The sequence below is a fragment of the Vibrio maerlii genome (assembly GCF_003415655.1).
Lineage (GTDB): Bacteria > Pseudomonadota > Gammaproteobacteria > Enterobacterales > Vibrionaceae > Vibrio > Vibrio maerlii.
The window spans coordinates 24,037-41,266 of sequence record NZ_QRHC01000012.1; the positions used below are offsets into that span (position 1 = coordinate 24,037).

At 46.2% G+C, this 17,230-nt stretch carries 13 protein-coding genes; 12 read left to right on the top strand and 1 reads right to left on the bottom strand.

Translation table 11 applies throughout. The features are described from left to right. From murE to lpxC, 11 genes are all read left to right on the top strand, one after another. Positions 1-1,500, top strand: a complete 1,500-nt coding sequence (murE, locus tag DPF91_RS18130; RefSeq protein WP_117235860.1) for a UDP-N-acetylmuramoyl-L-alanyl-D-glutamate--2,6-diaminopimelate ligase — start codon at positions 1-3, stop codon at positions 1,498-1,500. Then, a complete protein-coding gene (locus DPF91_RS18135) occupies positions 1,497-2,873 on the top strand; it encodes a UDP-N-acetylmuramoyl-tripeptide--D-alanyl-D-alanine ligase (protein ID WP_117235861.1) in 1,377 nt (458 codons plus the stop codon). Before murE ends, DPF91_RS18135 begins: the two co-directional genes overlap by 4 nt. After that, positions 2,870-3,952: a phospho-N-acetylmuramoyl-pentapeptide-transferase gene (mraY, locus tag DPF91_RS18140; protein WP_117235862.1), complete on the top strand. Its 1,083-nt coding sequence runs from the start codon at positions 2,870-2,872 to the stop codon at positions 3,950-3,952. The genes DPF91_RS18135 and mraY overlap by 4 nt, the downstream gene beginning before the upstream one ends. A gap of 24 nt (positions 3,953-3,976) precedes the next feature. Further along, positions 3,977-5,302, top strand: a complete 1,326-nt coding sequence (gene murD, locus DPF91_RS18145; protein WP_117235863.1) for a UDP-N-acetylmuramoyl-L-alanine--D-glutamate ligase — start codon at positions 3,977-3,979, stop codon at positions 5,300-5,302. A 15-nt stretch (positions 5,303-5,317) separates the two neighbouring features. Next, a complete protein-coding gene (gene ftsW, locus DPF91_RS18150; RefSeq protein ID WP_117235864.1) occupies positions 5,318-6,529 on the top strand; it encodes a cell division protein FtsW in 1,212 nt (403 codons plus the stop codon). After that, the gene (gene murG / locus DPF91_RS18155) at positions 6,519-7,589 is read left to right on the top strand and encodes an undecaprenyldiphospho-muramoylpentapeptide beta-N-acetylglucosaminyltransferase (protein ID WP_117235865.1); all 1,071 of its coding nucleotides are present in this window, start codon (positions 6,519-6,521) and stop codon (positions 7,587-7,589) included. The genes ftsW and murG overlap by 11 nt, the downstream gene beginning before the upstream one ends. Positions 7,590-7,603: 14 nt before the next feature. After that, positions 7,604-9,067, top strand: a complete 1,464-nt coding sequence (murC, locus tag DPF91_RS18160; protein ID WP_117235866.1) for a UDP-N-acetylmuramate--L-alanine ligase — start codon at positions 7,604-7,606, stop codon at positions 9,065-9,067. Positions 9,068-9,256: 189 nt separating this feature from the next. After that, positions 9,257-10,033, top strand: a complete 777-nt coding sequence (locus tag DPF91_RS18165) for a cell division protein FtsQ/DivIB (protein ID WP_117235867.1) — start codon at positions 9,257-9,259, stop codon at positions 10,031-10,033. Further along, positions 10,026-11,297, top strand: coding sequence for a cell division protein FtsA (gene ftsA / locus DPF91_RS18170; protein WP_117235868.1), 1,272 nt, complete (start codon positions 10,026-10,028; stop codon positions 11,295-11,297). The genes DPF91_RS18165 and ftsA overlap by 8 nt, the downstream gene beginning before the upstream one ends. A 30-nt stretch (positions 11,298-11,327) precedes the next feature. Further along, on the top strand, positions 11,328-12,557 hold the full coding sequence (gene ftsZ, locus DPF91_RS18175) for a cell division protein FtsZ (protein WP_117235869.1): 1,230 nt from the start codon (positions 11,328-11,330) through the stop codon (positions 12,555-12,557). Between the two features lie 99 nt (positions 12,558-12,656). Further along, positions 12,657-13,574 (top strand): UDP-3-O-acyl-N-acetylglucosamine deacetylase, encoded by a 918-nt coding sequence (gene lpxC, locus DPF91_RS18180; protein ID WP_117235870.1) that lies wholly within the window; start codon positions 12,657-12,659, stop codon positions 13,572-13,574. 80 nt (positions 13,575-13,654) lie between these two features. Here the strand turns inward: lpxC and DPF91_RS18185 are convergent, their stop codons facing one another. Further along, complete coding sequence (locus DPF91_RS18185) at positions 13,655-14,113, bottom strand: DUF721 domain-containing protein (RefSeq protein ID WP_117235871.1); 459 nt, start codon at positions 14,111-14,113, stop codon at positions 13,655-13,657. Positions 14,114-14,444: 331 nt separating this feature from the next. Between DPF91_RS18185 and secA the strand changes: the two genes are divergently transcribed. Beyond that, positions 14,445-17,168: a preprotein translocase subunit SecA gene (gene secA / locus DPF91_RS18190; RefSeq protein ID WP_117235872.1), complete on the top strand. Its 2,724-nt coding sequence runs from the start codon at positions 14,445-14,447 to the stop codon at positions 17,166-17,168. Positions 17,169-17,230: the final 62 nt, after the last annotated feature.

Here is a 17,230-nt window from a genome sequence, read left to right on the forward strand (position 1 = left end):
ATGAGTAATAGCCTGACTTTGGGTTTGTTAGTCAAGCCGTGGATGAGCATTGAGCAGCCGGATGTGGCTGATATTGCGATTAATCATCTGCATTTAGATAGCCGTCAGATCGAGCAAGGTGATGTCTTTGTAGCGATCATTGGTCATGCTATCGACGGTCGAAACTTTATTCCTAAGGCGATTGAAAAGGGTGCCGTTGCAATCATTGCGCAGTCAGATGAGGCGCACCCAGACCAAAGTATTGAATGGCTGCAACAAGTCCCGATTATTTATCTTAATGGGTTACCAGAAAGTTTATCTCACCTAGCGGGTCGACGCTATCAATCACAAAGTTCAAAACTGATTGGTATTACTGGGACGAATGGTAAGACGACCATTAGCCAGTTGATCGCGCAGTGGGGAGAGTTAGTCGGTACTCGCTCAGCTGTAATGGGCACCACAGGTAATGGCTTCCTCGATGATTTGCAGCCTGCTGCCAATACCACCGGTAACGCTATTGAGGTTCAAGCAAAGCTTGCTGAACTTGCCGAACGAGGTGCTCAGCAAACCGCATTAGAAGTCTCATCTCACGGTCTGGTTCAAGGTCGCATTAAAGCTCTTAACTTTGCGGTGGGAGTGTTTACTAATTTAAGCCGTGATCATCTCGATTATCATGGCTCGATGGAAGAATATGCGCTGGCGAAGAAGCTGCTATTCACTACCCATAATACTGCCAATCAAGTTATCAATGCTGATGATAAGGTCGGTGCTGAGTGGCTATCAGAGATGCCAGAAGCCATTGCTGTTTCTCTTGATGAAGCAAAGGTAAGTCAGTACTCACAAAACCAAGTCCTTTATGCCGAGCGTGTTCAATATTCTGAGCAGGGTATTGAGATGGATGTTGCGGGAAGCTTTGGTTCAGGTGTCCTTAATGCACCGCTTATTGGCCAGTTTAATGCCTCTAACATATTGGTGGCTTTGGCTACCTTATTATCCCTTGGCCATAGACTTGACGCTTTACTCGAAACTGCACCTCAACTCTCACCTGTCATTGGTCGAATGGAGCTGTTTAGCGCTGAAAATAAGGCGAAAGTGGTGGTTGATTATGCGCATACCCCAGACGCTTTAGAAAAAGCCTTAATGGCACTGCGTGTGCACTGTGAAGGGCAACTTTGGACGATCTTTGGCTGCGGTGGAGATAGAGATAAGGGTAAACGCCCATTAATGGCGCAAGCGGGTGAGAAGTTAGCCGACAAAGTCATTCTCTCTGATGATAACCCTCGCAGTGAGGACCCCGCGGCGATTGTCGCTGATATGCTGGTGGGTATCGAGGATAAGCATGCGGTGCAAGTAGAGCATCACCGTTTTGATGCTCTGAAATATGCGTTGGATCGTGCTCAGCCACAAGACATTATCTTGTTGGCGGGCAAAGGGCATGAAGACTATCAAGTGATTGGTTCGGAAACGGTTCATTACTCAGACAGAGAATCAGCTGCTGAGCTATTAGGAATTCAATTATGATCAGCTGTAACCTAGGTCAGCTTGCTGATGCGTTAAATGCCAAGCTATGTCTATCAAATGGTGATTCGGACTTAATCACCATTGAGTCAGTTTCAACAGATACACGCAACATCAAAGACAATGGCTTGTTCATTGCTCTAATCGGTGAACGCTTTGACGCTCATGATTTCGTTCAGCAAGCGATAGACAATGGTGCTAAAGCACTTTTGGTTGAACGTGAGCTAGCAGTGCAAGTACCACAACTGGTGGTGGGTGATACTAAGCTTGCACTAGGACAGTTGGGCGCATGGGTTCATGCACAGTGCAATACGCCCACGGTCGCAATTACAGGAAGCTGCGGAAAAACCACAGTTAAAGAAATGGTTGCAGCGATCCTAAGCCAAAAAGGTCAAGTGCTGTTCACCAATGGTAATTTTAATAATGATATTGGCGTGCCACTGACTCTACTTCGTTCCACCCCTGAAGATGACTATGCAGTGATTGAAATGGGTGCCAACCATATTGGTGAGATAGCTTACACCACGCAGTTAGCCAAACCGGATGTTGCGGTAGTGAACAACGTTGCGGCTGCACACCTTGAAGGGTTTGGCTCTATTGATGGCGTGAAACAAGCAAAGGGTGAAATCTACCAAGGTTTAAGCTCTGGTGAGACGGCGATAGTCAATCTAGACAGCCAAGGTGACGCTTATTGGCAACAGGTGCTCGCAGATAAAAAGGTTGTGACCTTTGCACTGGAAAACACCCAAGCCGATATCTTCGCCAGCAATATCAAACTCTCGAGTGCGGGGTATGCCTCATTTACACTAAATGCATTTGGCAATCAGTTACGAGTTCAGCTAGGTATAGTGGGTGGGCACAACGTAAGCAATGCACTATCTGCTTGTGCATTGGCCCTATCTATGGGCGCTGACCTAGAAGAGGTAGCATCAGGACTAAGCCAGGTTGCGAATGTAAAAGGCCGTGTTGAAGTGAAGTCGCTGACGGATTCCATTACCCTCATCGATGATAGCTACAATGCCAGCGTACCTGCGATGCTTGCCGCTGTTGATCTTCTGGGCGAGTTTAAGGGCCAACGCTGGCTAGTTTTGGGTAATATGGCAGAGCTTGGTAAAGAAAGCCTTGCGCTTCACCAACAAGTTGGCGAACATGCTGCCCCATTTAAATTTGAGCACGTTCTAACCTATGGCAATGATGCAAAAGTCATCAGTCAGGTAAATAATGGCAAACATTTTACATCACATGATGAAATGACCATGTATATTGAACAGCTTTTGTCATCATCAGCCGATGAGACCCATACCATTTTAGTAAAAGGGGCGAATAGTGCTGGCATGTTTAAGATTGCCAACGCCCTGAAGGAGAACTTTTCATGATTATTTGGCTAGCCGATTTACTACAGCCATATTTTTCTTTCTTTCGCCTGTTTGAATACCTGTCGTTTCGCGCGATCGTGAGCATCCTAACAGCATTAAGTCTTTCTCTATGGATGGGGCCAAAGCTAATCCGTCGTCTACAAATGATGCAAATTGGACAAGTCGTTCGTAACGACGGCCCAGAATCTCATTTTAGTAAGCGTGGCACACCAACCATGGGGGGGGTCATGATCTTAGCTGCGATTACATTGACCGTTTTGCTTTGGGCTGATCTTACTAACCCTTATGTTTGGGCTGTGATGGCGGTACTGCTTGGTTATGGTGCTGTCGGTTTTGTCGATGATTATCGCAAAGTCGTGCGCAAAAACACCGATGGCTTGATTGCGCGCTGGAAGTACTTCTGGCAATCGACGATTGCTTTTGTTGTTGCATTTGCTCTTTATGCTCACGGTAAAGATACGGCAGCAACACAGCTCGTTGTGCCTTTCTTTAAAGACATCATGCCTCAACTTGGCCTGCTATATATCCTACTGACTTACTTCGTCATCGTTGGTACGAGTAATGCGGTTAACCTAACAGATGGCCTTGATGGCTTAGCAATCATGCCTACGGTATTGGTTGCAGGTGGCTTTGCTGCCATTGCTTGGGCGACGGGCAACGTCAATTTTGCAGAATATCTGCATATCCCTTACCTACCGCATGCTTCTGAGCTCGTCGTGGTGTGTACTGCCATTGTTGGTGCTGGCCTCGGTTTCCTTTGGTTTAATACCTATCCAGCACAAGTCTTTATGGGAGATGTCGGCTCATTAGCGCTTGGTGGTGCATTAGGTACTATCGCCGTTTTGGTTCGCCAAGAGTTGGTACTCGTGATCATGGGTGGTGTCTTTGTAATGGAAACACTATCGGTCATCCTCCAGGTGGGGTCGTACAAGCTTCGTGGTCAGCGTATCTTTCGCATGGCACCAATTCATCACCACTATGAACTCAAAGGCTGGCCAGAGCCACGTGTTATCGTGCGTTTCTGGATCATCTCAATCGTACTGGTACTTATCGGTCTAGCAACACTGAAAGTTCGTTAATTAGTATTAAAGGATTTAAGCGAGATGGATCGTTGGCAGAACATTAATAAGGTCGTTGTTGTAGGTTTAGGTATCACGGGGTTGTCTGTGGTCAAGCACCTACAAAAGCATTTGTCTGTTGAGCAAATTCGAGTAATCGATACGCGTGATAACCCGCCGGGAGCGGATAAACTGGCTACTGGAATTGGACTGCATGCTGGTGGCTGGAATACCGAGTGGTTGTTCGATGCAGACTTGTTAGTCGTTAACCCGGGTATTGCTTTAGCAACACCAGAACTTGTTGAAGCCAGGTCACGTGGTATTGAGATCGTTGGTGATATTGAGCTGTTCGCTTGGGCTGTCAATGCACCCGTTTTAGCGATCACCGGCTCAAACGGCAAGAGTACGGTGACTGACTTAACAGGTGTTATGGCCAAGGCAAGCGGATTAAGTGTTGGTGTTGGCGGTAACATCGGCGTTCCAGCACTTCAACTACTTGAGCAAGATGCAGATCTTTATGTACTTGAGCTTTCGAGCTTCCAGCTTGAAACGACGTCATCACTTAAGCTAAAAGCAGCGGCGTTCTTAAATCTGTCTGAAGATCACATGGATCGCTATGAGGGTATGACGGACTATCGTCAGGCTAAACTGCGTATTTTCGACCATGCTGAAAAGGTGATTGTGAATCGTGACGATCGCCAGACTTATCCCGATCATCCAGCTGATTTTGATATCGTTACTTTCGGTAGTGACGAGTCTGAATACGGCTTGCGCACCACGGGATCCGACAACGAGTTACTGATTGATGGACGCAGCATCGTTAAACAATCGCAGTTGAGGCTGGTTGGTCAGCACAATCTGGCGAATGCGTTGGTGGTGATGGCATTGTTACAAGCAGCAAACGTTGAACTGCAAGATACACTGGACGCACTTAAGAACTACACTGGCTTGACCCATCGTTGCCAAGTGGTTGCTGAAAGCAATGGTATAAAGTGGGTTAATGACTCCAAAGCGACTAACGTTGCGAGTACCTTGGCTGCGCTAGCGGGATTACAGTTGGACGGTACTCTCTACCTATTGGTGGGGGGGGACGGTAAGGGGGCGGACTTCTCAGAGTTAGAACCGGTTCTTGCTGAGCTGCCTGTAAAATTATGTTGTTTCGGTGCAGATGGTCATCAGTTTATGGATCTGCACTCTCAGAGTCAGCTGTTTGATGATATGGAGCAGGCGATCAGCCATTTTGCCGATAAGCTAGTTTCTGGTGATATGGTCTTGCTATCACCAGCTTGTGCAAGCTTTGATCAGTTCCCAAACTTTATGGCGAGAGGGGATGCCTTTACTGAGCTTGCTCGCCAATATAGCTCTAAATAAGACAAGGACTTCGTCTTGGAAAGGTTAGCGCAGTTAAAGAACGATACGTTTTCTTGGTTTAAAACGTCTGCACCAGAGGCTCTATTTGACCGTCAACTGGTGTGGATTGCTCTGGGCCTGATGCTAACAGGTCTCGTTATGGTGACCTCAGCTTCCTTTCCTATCAGTTCACGTTTAACTGATCAGCCTTTTCACTTTATGTTCCGACATGCGGTATTTTTGATACTCGCTATTGGAGCAGCGAGCGTGGTGCTTCAAATACCAATGAAGCTATGGCTCAAATACAGCCCTTGGTTGCTGACCCTCTCATTTATTCTGTTGATCATTGTATTGGTAGCGGGTAAGTCGGTAAACGGTGCATCGCGTTGGATTCCATTGGGCGTATTTAACCTCCAGCCTGCTGAGGTGGCTAAGTTATCCCTATTCATCTTCATGTCTAGCTATCTCGTTAGGAAGCAGAATGAAGTAAGACAGACCTTTGTTGGTGGCTTTATCAAACCAGTCGTTGTGTTTGGCGTGTTAGCGGTGTTACTGCTTGGGCAGCCCGACCTTGGTACGGTTGTTGTAATGCTGGTGACCATGTTCGGCATGCTGTTCATTGCGGGTGCAAAGCTTTGGCAGTTTTTAGCGTTGATGGTCGTTGGTATTGCTGGCGTGGTGCTGCTGATCTTGTTAGAGCCCTATCGTATTCGCCGTGTGACCTCTTTTTGGGACCCATGGGGAGACCCATTTGGCAGCGGTTATCAGCTCACTCAGTCGCTGATGGCATTTGGTCGGGGTGATTGGTTTGGTCAAGGTCTAGGTAACTCAATCCAAAAGCTAGAGTACTTGCCTGAGGCGCATACTGACTTTGTGTTTGCAGTTTTGGCTGAAGAGCTTGGTTTTATTGGTGTTGTTCTCGTCTTGATGCTGATCTTTAGCCTAGTATTAAAAGCAGTATTGATTGGTAAACGAGCCTTTGAATCTGAACAGTTTTTTGGCGGTTATCTCGCTTTTGGTATTGGGATCTGGTTTGCTTTCCAAACCTTGGTCAATGTCGGTGCTGCCGCTGGTATGGTGCCAACAAAAGGCTTAACCTTGCCATTGATCAGTTACGGTGGGTCTAGTTTGATCATTATGTCAGTCGCAGTTTCTATATTGTTGAGAATTGACCACGAAACACGGCTGTCTATTGATGCGCAGCCAAATGAAGAAAAAGAACAAGAAAAAGTAACGAATGAAGAATAAACGTTTATTGGTGATGGCTGGTGGTACTGGTGGTCATGTTTTTCCAGGGTTAGCGGTTGCTAAACAATTACAGCAACAAGGTTGGGAAATTCGTTGGCTTGGAACAGCTGACCGAATGGAAGCCGACCTCGTACCGAAGCATGGTATTGAGATTGATTTTATCCAAGTGAAAGGCTTAAGAGGCCAGGGCATCGGTAAGTTAATTCAAGCACCTTTACAGATCCTGAATGCGATTAAGCAAGCAAAGCAACATATCAAGCGTTGGCAACCCGATGTGGTACTTGGTATGGGCGGATACGTGAGTGGCCCTGGCGGCATTGCGGCTTGGCAGTTAGGTATTCCTGTTGTTTTGCATGAGCAAAATGCCGTTGCAGGTTTAACGAACAACTGGCTGTCTAAAATTGCGAAGAAAGTATTCCAAGCATTCCCAGGAGCATTCCCTAATGCTGAAGTTGTGGGTAACCCTGTACGTGAAGATGTGACTCAGATTAATGCACCAGAAGTGCGCTTGGCACAACGTGAAGGGCTACCGATTCGCATTCTTGTAATGGGTGGAAGCCAAGGAGCGCGCATTCTGAACCAAACACTTCCAGAGACAATGAAATTGCTCTCTTCAGGTAGTACAAGCTTTGAAGTTCGCCATCAGGCAGGTAAAGGCAATGGAGACGAGGTTCAACATAGCTACGATGTTAATCAAGTCGATAATGCTAACGCTACTGAGTTTATTGATGATGTTGCTAATGCTTACGAGTGGGCTGACTTAGTCGTCTGTCGTTCTGGCGCGTTGACCGTGTCAGAACTATCAGCTGCAGGTGTTGGTGCAATCTTTGTCCCATTTATGCACAAGGATCGTCAACAAGCACTCAATGCTGATCATCTCGTAGAATGTGGCGCTGCACTTATGATTGAACAGCCGGAACTGACAGCACAAAAGCTTGCTGATGCAATCCAAAACCTGGATAGAGAACAACTGAAGAGCATGGCGACTAAAGCTCGCTCAGCTGCAAAGCTCGATGCAGATAAAACCGTCGCTGAGGCGATTGTTGAGTTAACCAAATAAAGAGATGAACTTGAATGACTATTGAACACAAGCAAAATTTAGCTCAAATCCGTGCGATGATTCCGGAGATGCGTCGAGTTAAATCGATTCACTTTATTGGTATCGGCGGCGCTGGCATGAGCGGTATCGCTGAAGTTCTTCTCAACGAAGGTTACCAAATTACTGGTTCAGACTTATCTGAAAATGCAGTTACTGCGCAGCTGATTGAAAAAGGTGCCACAGTTTTCAAAGGCCATACCGCTGAAAACGTAGATAACGCGAGCGTTGTTGTGGTGTCGACAGCAATCAATGAAGAGAACCCTGAAATTATCGCTGCTCGTGAGAAACGTATTCCGATCGTTCGCCGTGCAGAAATGCTGGCTGAGCTGATGCGCTTCCGTCACGGTATTGCGGTTGCGGGTACGCATGGTAAAACCACGACAACAGCGCTTGTAACACAAATTTACTCGGAAGCTGGCCTCGATCCTACGTTTGTTAACGGGGGCTTGGTTAAGAGTGCGGGCACTAATGCTCGATTAGGCTCTAGTCGTATCCTGATTGCCGAAGCTGATGAGAGTGATGCATCTTTCCTTCACCTTCAACCTATGGTGAGTATTGTCACCAACATCGAAGCGGATCATATGGATACCTATGGTGGTGACTTCGAGACTCTAAAACAGACCTTTATTGATTTCTTACATAACCTACCTTTCTATGGGCAAGCGGTTGTGTGCATCGATGATCCTGTTGTGCGTGAACTGGTACCACGCATCAGCCGTCAGGTCATTACTTATGGCTTCTCAGAAGATGCAGATGTACGCATTGAAAACTACCGCCAAGAAGGTCAGCAAGGCAAGTTCACCGTAGTGCGAAATGATCGTGCAAATCTTGATATCACTTTGAATATCCCTGGTCGTCACAATGCCCTCAACGCATCAGCTGCGATTGCCGTAGCAACGGAAGATGACATCAGTGATGACGCAATCCTAAAAGCAATGGCGGGCACGCAAGGAACCGGTCGTCGCTTTGATCATCTTGGTGAGTTCGATAGCGGCAATGGTACAGTGATGTTGGTAGATGACTATGGTCACCACCCAACGGAAGTTGATGTGACGATTCAAGCAGCGCGTAGCGGTTGGCAAGATAAACGTCTAGTGATGATTTTCCAACCTCACCGTTATAGCCGTACTCGCGATCTTTACGACGACTTTGCAAATGTGCTTGATCAAGTTGATGTGTTGCTAATGTTGGATGTTTACTCTGCGGGTGAAGCTCCGATTGCCGGTGCGGATAGTCGTGCTCTATGTCGAACGATTCGTAGTCGAGGGAAGATTGACCCAATTTTTGTTGCAGAAAATGATAGTCTGCCAGAGGTTTTAGCGAACGTTATTCAAGATGGCGATTTGGTATTAACACAAGGCGCAGGCGATGTAGGTAAAGTCGCGAAAAACCTTGCGAATCTTGAGCTAAATATCAACAAGATGAAGGGTGTGCAATAGTACGTCGTTTTCTTTGCGTTAGTTTGTAAATATTTTCCCAGAACTGTCGGAAAGCGCACAGTAGCGTTTGATAGTTTTAGTGAGCTAAGTATAATCCCAAGGTTAAAGTGGGTGTCATTCTATTCATTGTCACCCATAATATGAGGCGTTAGGATGATACCGCATAGTCAATTCGGTCAGTTTTAGATAATGGATTATTCGCTCAAGCAGAACTTTAGAGCATCATATTATCCACTAGCAAAAGAGCACGCGGTCGGTGCGACTTTTTTTCTGGTGGTTTTGCTACTTCTGATTAGCCTTATCTACTCTACTCTGACATGGATGTGGGACGAAAAGCGTTTACCTTTGTCAAAGATAGTATTGCAGGGAGACCTTCAATACGTATCAGCACAAGATGTTCAACAAGCGTTTGCCAAGATGGATCATATTGGTACCTTCATGTCGCAGAATGTCGATGACCTACAAACTAAGCTGCAATTAGTGCCTTGGGTTGCGAGTGTCTCCATTCGAAAGCAATGGCCCGATACCATTAAGGTATTCTTAACTGAACATCAAGCGACAGCGATCTGGAATGGCATTGAGCTATTGAACGATCAAGGTGTCATTTTTAATGGTGACGTTGGCGCCTTGCGCGAAGATAAGGTCAAACTCTACGGCCCCAACGATGCCAGTGAACTGGTATTGGATACGTGGCGAGAGACGTCCCCAAAGCTTGCTCAATTAGGGCTAAAGATTACATCCGTTGTGTTGAATGACCGCCGAGCTTGGCAGTTCATTTTAGATAACGGTATTCGTTTGGAGATGGGCAAAGATTCCCTTGAAGAACGTGTAGACAGATTTATCCAGCTGTATCAGAAGTTGGGTGATGAGGCTCAAAGAGTCAGTTATATCGACCTCAGGTATGATACGGGAGCCGCAATTGGTTGGTTCCCTGAGCAAGAGTTAGAAGAGAGTATTGATGACTAAATCTACCGATGAAAATATTGTTGTTGGCCTAGACATAGGTACAGCAACGGTTTCAGCATTAGTCGGCGAAGTATTACCTGATGGTCAAATCAATATTTTAGGTGCAGGCAGTAGCCCATCTCGCGGTATGGATCGTGGCGGTGTCAACGACCTTGAGTCGGTGGTTAAGTCTATCCAACGTGCAGTTGATCAGGCCGAGTTGATGGCCGAGTGTGAGATTAGCAGCGTCTATCTTTCACTTTCAGGGAAACACATTGCTAGCCGCATCGAAAAAGGCATGGGTGCTATCTCTGAAGAAGAGGTCACTCAAGACGACATGGATCGTGTTATTCACACGGCAAAGTCGATCAAAATTGGTGATGAAAAGCGAATCTTGCACGTTATCCCGCAAGAGTTCACGATTGATTACGCATCGGGTATTAAAAACCCACTCGGCCTTTCTGGTGTTCGTATGGAGGTGAGTGTTCACCTTATCTCTTGTCACAACGATATGGCGAGAAACATCATTAAGGCAGTAGAGCGTTGCAACCTGAAGGTTGAACAGTTGGTGTTCTCTGGATTAGCGTCAAGCAACTCCGTGATTACAGAGGATGAGCGAGAGCTAGGTGTTTGCGTTGTTGATATTGGCGCCGGCACCATGGACGTTTCTATCTGGACTGGAGGCGCACTGCGTCACACTGAAGTATACCCTTATGCAGGTAACGCAGTGACGAGTGACATCGCATTTGCATTTGGTACACCAGTAAATGATGCCGAAAAAATTAAAGTGAAGTACGGCTGCGCATTGAGCGAGCTTGTCAGCAAAGATGACACCGTGAACGTACCAAGCGTTGGTGGTCGTCCTTCACGCAGCCTTCAGAGACAAACACTCTCTGAGGTGATTGAACCTCGCTATACTGAATTAATGGGTTTGGTTAACCAAACCATTGAAACGGTACAAGCAAAATTACGCGAAGATGGGATCAAGCATCATCATCTTGCAGCGGGTGTAGTCCTCACTGGGGGGGCTGCACAAATTGAAGGGATTGTAGAGTGTGCTGAGCGTGTATTTAGAAATCAAGTACGCGTTGGTAAGCCGATAGAAGTCAGTGGCTTAACGGATTACGTTAAAGAACCCTACCACTCTACAGCAGTTGGATTACTCCACTACGCAAAAGATAGTCAAGTGCATGACGAAAGCGAGTATACTGAAGTTAAGCGTACTCCAAGCTCTATGTCAGGTCTCTTTGGCAAGTTGCGTAACTGGATACAAAAAGAGTTTTAACCTGAACAACAGGATAAACGGAGAAAACACATGTTTGAACCGATGATGGAAATGTCTGACGATGCAGTAATCAAGGTCGTTGGTGTAGGTGGCGGCGGCGGCAACGCTGTTGAACACATGGTGCGAGAGTCCATCGAAGGCGTTGAATTCATTAGTGTCAACACGGATGCTCAAGCCCTTCGTAAAACAAGCGTAAACAGCGTTATTCAGATTGGTGGTGATATCACTAAAGGTCTTGGTGCAGGTGCAAACCCGCAGGTAGGACGTGACGCAGCTCTCGAAGATAAAGATCGCCTTAAAGAAGTGCTAGCTGGTGCCGATATGGTATTTATCGCAGCTGGTATGGGCGGCGGTACAGGTACAGGTGCAGCACCTGTTATTGCAGAAGTAGCGAAAGAGCTTAACATTCTGACAGTGGCGGTTGTGACTAAGCCTTTTAGCTTTGAAGGTAAGAAACGTTTGGCGTTTGCTGAACAAGGTATTGAAGAGTTATCTAAGCACGTTGACTCTTTAATCACTATTCCGAACGAAAAGCTACTGAAAGTACTTGGCCGTGGCATCACGCTTCTTGAAGCATTTGCTAGCGCGAACGACGTTTTAAAGAATGCGGTTCAAGGTATTGCTGAGCTAATCACACGTCCAGGTATGATTAACGTCGACTTTGCAGACGTTCGTACAGTGATGTCTGAAATGGGTCATGCAATGATGGGTAGCGGTATCGCGAAAGGCGAAGACCGTGCAGAAGAAGCAGCTGAAACTGCTATCTCAAGCCCATTACTTGAAGATATTGATCTAGCGGGTGCTCGTGGTGTGCTTGTTAACATCACTGCTGGTTTAGACATGCGTCTAGATGAGTTTGAGACAGTAGGTAACACGGTTAAGGCATTTGCTTCAGATAATGCGACTGTTGTAATCGGTACCTCTCTAGACCCAGACATGACTGATGAAATTCGCGTAACCGTTGTTGCGACAGGTATCGGTACTGAGAAAAAGCCAGACATCACGCTAGTAGCAGGTGGTAAGGCTAAGGTGGCTCCAGTAAGTCAACCGCAAACTCAGGCAGCTCCAACTCCAACAGCAGCTAAAGTGGAAGAGAAAGCGGCACAACCTTTGCAAGAAAAAGTAGAGGTTAAAACTCAGCCGACTTCAACTCCTGTCTCTTCAAGCCCTGCTAGTACGAATACTGCAGCAGCGCCTAAGCAAGAGAAAGAGAGTGGATACTTAGACATTCCGGCATTCTTACGACGTCAGGCTGATTAGTAACTGACCACTAATTTGACAGTGTTCAAAATTGTGGTAGGATCTGTGGTTGGCTTGAAAGCCAACCGTAACTTATAGCACTGACATTGAGGCAGGCAGATGATTAAACAACGTACTTTGAAGGAAATAGTCAAAACAACTGGTGTGGGTCTCCACTCTGGTCGTAAAGTGACGCTTACCCTTCGTCCAGCTGCGGCAAATACAGGTATCGTTTATCGTCGTACTGATTTAAACCCGCCGGTAGACTTTCCAGCAGACGCATCTTCGGTGCGCGACACTATGCTATGTACAGCTCTAGTGAACGATGCTGGAGTGCGTATCTCAACGGTTGAGCATTTAAATGCGGCTCTTGCAGGTATGGGTATCGACAACATTATTGTTGAAGTTGATGCGCCAGAGATTCCAATTATGGACGGCAGTGCAAGCCCATTTGTGTTCTTGCTACAGCAAGCGGGTGTTGAAACACTGAACGCTCCGAAGCGCTTCATCCGAATTAAGAAGCCAGTACGCTTCGAAGACGGAGATAAGTGGGCTGAGTTCCTACCTTTCAACGGCTTCCGTATGGACTTTGAGATCGAATTTAACCACCCAGCGATCGATTCAGATCAACAGCGCATGCTGTTTGACTTCTCATCTCAAGGGTTTGTTAAAGAGATTTCTCGTGCACGTACTTTCGGCTTTATGCGTGATATCGAATACCTACAATCTCAGAACCTAGTTCTTGGTGGTAGTTTTGATAACGCAATCGTACTTGATGAGTACCGTATTCTTAACGAAGAAGGTCTTCGTTTCGAGAACGAATTCGTAACGCATAAAGTGTTGGATGCGATTGGTGACCTTTACATGTGTGGTCACGCAATTGTTGGGGAGTTCCGTGCTTATAAATCAGGTCATGGTCTAAATAACCAGTTACTTCGTGCTGTACTTGCTGATGCTGAAGCATGGGAATGGGCAACCTTCGAAGAAGAAGTTGGCTCTCCAGTGGCATTCGCGGAACCAAACATGGTTCTAGCGTAAACATAGCGTTTGCGAAAAACAGCCTAGCGAACAAGATTCAAAAAAGCAGACCATTTGGTCTGCTTTTTTTGTTCATATATTTATTCACTTCTTTTATTGGCGAGTTGTGCGATCCTTTCCAGTCTCTCACGAATTTTTGGCGTCGCAATGTCTGAAAGCGTCATTAATGCGTCAGCTGCCGGTTGACTAATCGGTGGGCGCTTCTTCTTTTTCTTTTCTTCTTTTTCATAGCTTTGATAAAGCGAAGGATTGATCTTTACCTCTAGGCTTATCAAGCGAGGGTAACCCTTCATCCTCAATTGACTGAGAATATTCAGTCGATCATAGTCGATCTTCATCTTGATCGATGCCGCAGATACCTCGATCGTTAAGTTCCCCCCAGACAAGTTTGCCGCTCGGCAATGTGCTGCCACAGAGTTTGGTAAGATCGTTGTGAGGGTTTGATTGATCGCGAGGATCTCTTTAGCGTGTTGCTGCAACTGACCAAAGTTAGTACCTTCGATTAAATCTTGTGTCAGAGTTGGGCGGTGATCGCGCATAGTAGTCTACGAAAAAGGCTCAGATATGTTTATTGTAGAGTAGGAGTTGCCCAGAGTATAGGCAGCTTTTGAACCATTAACGTTCAAACATGCAGCATACACAGGAAAAATCCTCACAAAAGTTGCGCATAGCTCAAACTATTTCTATTTGTGATGGTTGTAAGTTGCAAAATTACATACACTAGCAGCCATAAAAACTAACCGTTTGCCTTGAAATTTAAAGCCTTCACCACAATATCCGAAGGTACGTGAACTATCTCAGTATCCTTAGTAGAGACTGAAGGCATTTAGAGTAGATCGAAACCGGTCTAAGAAGAGAGATTCAACACCCATGATTACTAAGCTACTGACAAAGGTAATTGGCAGTCGCAATGACCGAACACTGCGCCGCCTTAGAAAAATCGTCAAAGAAATTAATAACTATGAACCAACGTTTGAAGCGCTTTCTGATGAAGAGCTAAAAGCAAAAACTGTTGAGTTCCGTCAGCGCTTGGACAAAGGTGAAAACCTAGATAGCCTACTACCAGAAGCATTTGCAACGGTGCGTGAAGCATCAAAGCGTGTTTACGGCATGCGTCATTTCGACGTACAGCTTATCGGTGGTATGGTACTAAACGCTGGTCAAATCGCAGAGATGCGTACAGGTGAAGGCAAAACGCTAACTGCGACCCTCCCTGCTTACCTAAACGCATTGAAAGGTGCGGTACATGTAGTAACAGTGAATGACTACCTTGCAAAGCGTGATGCTGAAACAAACCGCGTTCTATTTGAATTCTTAGGTATGACTGTTGGCGTTAACGTACCAAATATGCCGCCACTAGAGAAAAAAGAAGCTTACCAAGCAGACATTCTTTACGGCACAAACAACGAGTTTGGTTTTGATTACCTTCGTGACAACATGGCTTTCCGCAATGAAGACCGTGTTCAGCGCGAACGTTTCTTTGCCGTCGTCGATGAGGTGGATTCCATCCTAATCGATGAAGCGCGTACACCGCTTATCATCTCCGGCCCTGCTGAAGATAGTTCAGAGCTTTACACTCGCATCAACACTCTAATTCCACATCTTGAGCGTCAAGATAAAGAAGACTCAGAAGAGTACCGTGGCGATGGCCACTACACTCTAGACGAGAAATCGAAACAAGTTCACCTGACTGAAAATGGTCAAGAGTTCGTTGAAGAATTGATGGTTAAAAATGGTCTGATGGAAGAGGGGGACACACTTTATTCTCCAACCAACATTAGCCTACTGCATCACGTAAATGCTGCACTTCGTGCCCACGTCCTATTTGAGCGTAACGTAGACTACATTGTGACAGACGAAGGCGAAGTGGTTATCGTTGATGAGCATACTGGTCGTACAATGCCTGGTCGTCGTTGGTCTGAAGGGTTACACCAAGCGGTAGAAGCGAAAGAAGGTGTTAAGATCCAGAACGAGAACCAGACGCTAGCGTCTATCACGTTCCAGAATTACTTCCGTCTATACGAAAAACTGTCTGGTATGACAGGTACCGCAGATACGGAAGCATTTGAATTCCAGTCTATCTATGGTCTAGAAACGGTCGTTATCCCAACCAACAAACCAATGATCCGTAACGATATGCCAGATGTGGTATACCGTACCGAGACTGAAAAGTTCAATGCGATTATTGAAGACATCAAGGACCGCGTTGCAAAAGGTCAACCGACACTAGTAGGTACCGTATCTATCGAGAAATCAGAGCTACTTTCTAACGCTCTGAAGAAAGCCAAGATTAAGCATAACGTACTTAACGCGAAGTTCCACGAAAAAGAAGCTGAGATTGTTGCCGGTGCAGGTACTCCGGGTGCTGTGACTATCGCAACAAACATGGCGGGTCGTGGTACCGATATCGTACTTGGTGGTAGCTGGCAGGCTCAAGTAGAGAAACTGGATAACCCAACTCAAGATCAAATCGACAAGATTAAATCGGACTGGAAAGTGGTACATGACCAAGTTCTTGAAGCTGGTGGTCTACACATTATTGGTACTGAGCGCCACGAATCTCGTCGTATCGACAACCAGCTGCGTGGTCGTTCTGGTCGTCAGGGTGATGCTGGTTCATCGCGTTTCTACCTATCAATGGAAGATTCACTTCTTCGTATCTTCACTTCTGATCGTATGGCTGGTCTTATACAGAGTGGTATGGAAGAGGGTGAAGCCATCGAATCTAAGATGCTTTCACGCTCTATCGAAAAAGCACAGCGTAAAGTGGAAGGCCGTAACTTCGATATTCGTAAGCAGCTTCTTGAGTACGATGACGTGGCGAACGATCAGCGTAAGGTCGTATATGAACTGCGTGATGAGCTAATGACGACTGACGACATTAGCGAGATGATCGAGCACAACCGTGCTGATGTTTACACATCAGTGATCGACGAGTACATCCCACCACAATCTCTAGATGATATGTGGGATATTTCTGGGCTTGAAGCTCGCCTGAAGAATGACTTCGATCTAGAACTACCAATTCAAACTTGGTTAGATGAAGACGATAAGCTATACGAAGAAGCTCTTCGTGAGCGTATCCTTGAGCAAGCGATTGAAGTGTACAAACAGAAAGAAGAAGTAGTTGGTGAGCAAGTGCTACGCAACTTCGAAAAGTCTGTCATGCTACAAACGCTAGATACACTTTGGAAGGAGCATCTTGCAGCGATGGACCACCTTCGCCAAGGTATCCACCTACGTGGCTATGCTCAGAAGAACCCGAAGCAAGAGTACAAGCGCGAGTCGTTTGAACTGTTTGAAGGTTTACTAGAAGCATTGAAGTCTGACGTTATCATGGTGCTATCAAAAGTACGTGTTCAGCAGCAAGAAGAAGTTGAGCGTATGGAAGCTCAGCGTCGTGCTCAAGCCGAAGAAGCGGCACGCCGTGCACAAGCACAGCACCAAGCAGCAGAAAACCAGCTATCTGATGGTGAAGAGGGCGAAGGCCCTCAACAGCCAATGGTTCGTGAAGGTCAGAAAGTAGGTCGTAACGATCCTTGTCCATGTGGTAGTGGTAAGAAGTACAAACAGTGCCATGGCAAGATTAGTTAATTCACTTCGCTTAAACTAATTGATGGATTGAGAAAAGAGTCGCTTATGCGGCTCTTTTTGTA

Coding starts and splice junctions, on each gene's coding strand:
- murE (WP_117235860.1), top strand. CDS start 1: ATGAGTAATAGCCTGACTTTGGGTTTGTTAGTCAAGCCGTGGATGAGC.
- DPF91_RS18135 (WP_117235861.1), top strand. CDS start 1,497: ATGATCAGCTGTAACCTAGGTCAGCTTGCTGATGCGTTAAATGCCAAG.
- mraY (WP_117235862.1), top strand. CDS start 2,870: ATGATTATTTGGCTAGCCGATTTACTACAGCCATATTTTTCTTTCTTT.
- murD (WP_117235863.1), top strand. CDS start 3,977: ATGGATCGTTGGCAGAACATTAATAAGGTCGTTGTTGTAGGTTTAGGT.
- murG (WP_117235865.1), top strand. CDS start 6,519: ATGAAGAATAAACGTTTATTGGTGATGGCTGGTGGTACTGGTGGTCAT.
- murC (WP_117235866.1), top strand. CDS start 7,604: ATGACTATTGAACACAAGCAAAATTTAGCTCAAATCCGTGCGATGATT.
- DPF91_RS18165 (WP_117235867.1), top strand. CDS start 9,257: ATGGATTATTCGCTCAAGCAGAACTTTAGAGCATCATATTATCCACTA.
- ftsA (WP_117235868.1), top strand. CDS start 10,026: ATGACTAAATCTACCGATGAAAATATTGTTGTTGGCCTAGACATAGGT.
- ftsZ (WP_117235869.1), top strand. CDS start 11,328: ATGTTTGAACCGATGATGGAAATGTCTGACGATGCAGTAATCAAGGTC.
- lpxC (WP_117235870.1), top strand. CDS start 12,657: ATGATTAAACAACGTACTTTGAAGGAAATAGTCAAAACAACTGGTGTG.
- DPF91_RS18185 (WP_117235871.1), bottom strand. CDS start 14,113: ATGCGCGATCACCGCCCAACTCTGACACAAGATTTAATCGAAGGTACT.
- secA (WP_117235872.1), top strand. CDS start 14,445: ATGATTACTAAGCTACTGACAAAGGTAATTGGCAGTCGCAATGACCGA.